Origin of the sequence: Roseiarcus sp., from assembly GCF_052145395.1 — a bacterium.
GTDB lineage: Bacteria > Pseudomonadota > Alphaproteobacteria > Rhizobiales > Beijerinckiaceae > Roseiarcus.
The window spans coordinates 1-3,190 of sequence record NZ_JBKQOT010000546.1; the positions used below are offsets into that span (position 1 = coordinate 1).

3 protein-coding genes are annotated in these 3,190 nt (G+C 59.9%); all 3 read left to right on the forward strand.

Going from position 1 to position 3,190, the window contains the following annotated elements; genetic code table 11:
• The coding region (locus tag ACLP25_RS18820; protein ID WP_442470694.1) for an FAD-dependent monooxygenase at nucleotides 1-544 on the forward strand (544 nt) is incomplete at its 5' end.
• 251 nt (nucleotides 545-795) lie between these two features.
• Nucleotides 796-1,236 carry an SRPBCC family protein gene (locus tag ACLP25_RS18825; protein ID WP_442470695.1) on the forward strand — a complete coding sequence of 147 codons (441 nt, stop codon included), beginning with the start codon at nucleotides 796-798 and terminating at the stop codon, nucleotides 1,234-1,236.
• A gap of 49 nt (nucleotides 1,237-1,285) precedes the next feature.
• Entirely contained in the window at nucleotides 1,286-2,971 is a 1,686-nt protein-coding gene (locus ACLP25_RS18830) for a GMC oxidoreductase (RefSeq protein WP_442470696.1), read from the forward strand.
• Nucleotides 2,972-3,190: the final 219 nt, after the last annotated feature.

A 3,190-nucleotide genomic window follows, 5' to 3' on the forward strand; every position in this document is an offset into this window, starting at 1 on the left:
TTCCGCTCCCAACCGGTCGAGCCTTGTCTGGGTGATGTCGGACGCCGAGGCCACCCGCCGCGAGGCGCTGGACGATCGGGCGCTCGCGCGCGAGATCGAGCGGCAGGCCCGCTCGATGCTCGGGGCGATGCGGATCGAAGGCCAGCGCGGCCTGTTCCCGATGATCCGGCAGATCGTGCCGAAGCTGACCGCGCCGCGGCTCGCCCTCATCGGCGACGCCGCGCACGCCTTTCCGCCGATCGGCGCCCAGGGGCTGAACCTCGGCCTGCGCGACGTCGAGGCGATCGTCGAGGCGGCGGTCGCTGCGCGTGCGGAGGGAGGAGACATCGGCGGCGACGCGACGCTCAAATCCTATCAGCACGCGCGCCGGCCAGATATCCTGAGCCGCACCGGCGTGGTCGACGGGCTCAACCGGGCGCTTCTCGCCCGCTTCGCCCCGCTCGACTTCGCCCGGGGCGCGGGGCTCGCAGCCCTCGGCGGGGTCGCGCCGCTCCGGCGCCTTGTCATGCGGGAGGGGGTCGCGCCCCGTTTCGGGCGTCCCTGACGGGCCGGCCGGGCGGGTCGCGGCGCAATCAACGGCCGCCAGCGATGAGACTTTAGCCAAGCTCCAATATTCTATATGACTACATTGTTGTACGCGACCGACGTCCCGGGAGGCAACCTTGGTCTGACCGAGGCCACTATCCGGGGAATCTTGGAAGAATTGGATTGCAAAAACCCACGGAGAGTCGCAATCTCAGTTTTTGCGAATGCATTGTCTTTGAATCTCGACTTCTCAGAAAGAGGCGAGATGGCGTGTCCTACGAAATCAAGACTGAGATCGGAATCGAGGCTTCGCCATCTCGCGTATGGGAAGTCCTTACTGATTTTCCTCGTTATCCCGAGTGGAACCCGTTCGTCCTCGAGGTCCAGGGAGACGTCTACCAAGGCGCGGCAATACACTACCGGTTCGAAATGCCACGAGGTATTCGGATAAGGACCGCGGCTGTCGTACTGAGGTTCCAGCCCGACAGCGAACTACGATTCTCGGCTCATTTCTTGGCGCCGACGGTGTTTAGAGGCGATCACTACTTTGCCATCGAGTCGAAGGGACAGAACAGCGTTGTTTTTCATCACGGGGAGATTATCAGCGGTTTTCTGTTTCCTCCTGTTCAATTGATACTGCAAACGCAGGGTCCACCGATCTTCCAGGCGCTAAACAAGGCGCTGAAGCGGCGAGCAGAGCAGCCCCCCTGAAGCGGTCGTCTGTCGTCGACTATGTGTCCACTTGCGGGAGGATTATTCCATGGCCGCGGCTCTTTCGTCGTCGATCGACAAAATGCGGGATCACTACGACGTTGTTGTGATTGGTTCGGGGTACGGCGGCGGTATAGCCTCATCGCGATTGGCGCGCGCCGGAAAAACTGTATGTGTGCTTGAGAGAGGCGAAGAAAAGCAACCGGGAGATTACCCGAATAGGGGGCCGGGACTGCTTGCCGAAGTGCAGTTCGACGCGCCGGTAGCGCGCGCGGGATCGAAAACGGCGTTGCTCGATGTTCGATATAATAAGGATATCAATGTCGTTGTCGGCTGCGGCCTCGGAGGCACCTCGCTTATCAATGCCGGTATTGGCCTTCGGCCCGATCCGAGCGTCTTTATTACGGATGCCTGGCCGGCTGAATTGCGCGTGAAAGCGGTCCTCGACGACTATTTCGCGCGCGCGGAAGACATGCTCAAACCGTCCTTTGCCCCGAGCGCTTTCTTAAACGCCGGCAAGGCTGTCGCACTCGGAGAGGCCGCCAAGAAGCTGGGCAGGACAGCTGATCCTTTGCCGGTGCTGGTTAACTTCGAGCCTCTGCCGAACGATACGAACCACGTCGGCGTCACGCAGCTTCCGTGCGTCGGCTGTGGCGATTGTGTGACGGGATGTAATTACAAAGCGAAGAATACCGTTATCATGAACTACTTGCCAGATGCGAAGAAGCACTCTGCCGAAATATTTGTGTTGGCGCGCGTCGGGTATGTGGAGAAAGCCGATGGAGGGTGGCGCGTATGCGGCGACGGCGTCGATGAAAAGGGCAACGAGGCGGCATTCACGGTGACCGGCAAGGTCGTCATACTGGCGGCGGGCGCTTTGGGCAGTACGGAGGTCTTGCTACGGTCCCAAGAGAAGGGGTTACCGCTATCGAAGCAAGTCGGTAATCACTTTTCGACCAATGGAGACATGATCGGCTTTGCGTATAATACGGATTATATCGTCAATGGGATAGGCTTGGGCGCCCGCGCGCCGAATCCAAATTCGCCGATAGGCCCCACCGCAACCGCCATGATCGATTTTCGTCACGACTCCGGCGCCAACGGCGGCTTTGTTCTTGAAGAGGCCGCCATACCTGGAGCGCTGTCAGCTCTCCTCGCTCCTCTGTTGGCGATCGAGGCGAGGCTCCAGCGGAGCCAGATCAGCGACGACCTGCGGGATAGTGTGAGAAAAGAATTCCTTGAGATCGAAAGCAAATTGTTGGGCGCTTATACAGGGGCCGACAAAAATACCCTCAGCTTAATACTCCTTGCGAACGACGACAGCATGGGCCGTATGATTCTCAGCGACGATCGGCTGAGGATTGATTGGCCCGGCCTTGGAAAGCAGGCCCAATTTGAACGGGCCAGCGAACTGATGCAGCGAGTCACTCAAACGCTTGGAGGCGAGTACATTCAGAACCCGATCTGGAATGATCTCACCAACCACAATCTGGTCACGTCGCACCCGCTTGGGGGATGCGTGATGGCGGACAACGCCGATAGCGGTGTCGTCAATCACAAGGGACAGGTCTTCAGCGGCGCTCCTGACGGCGGTGTCCACGAAGGGCTTTACGTCATGGACGGATCGGTGGTGCCCACCGCGCTTGGGGTGAACCCCCTCTTGACAATATCGGCGCTGGCCGAGCGCAGTTGTCGCCATCTGGCCCAGGATTACGGTTGGGCTTTCGCGTACTAGGGTCCGGTGAAGGGGCGTTCGGTGCGGGTGAACATGCGCTGATTTGACCACAAGGGGCAGTAGTTAGCCCTTTCAGCATCTTCGCGATCCAACCCCGCTGAAACGATAGTCATGCTCGCCTCAGACATCTTCCGGGCAAATCCAACCCTGTACTCACCGGTTTCAAGTTCCGTCCATTCGGCTTGAGCGAGGCGATCTCTAGCCGCCCTGCCCCGCCTC

Bases quoted from the DNA above. Each gene is read 5' to 3' on its own strand.
- ACLP25_RS18830 (WP_442470696.1), top strand. From the start codon at position 1,286: ATGGCCGCGGCTCTTTCGTCGTCGATCGACAAAATGCGGGATCACTAC.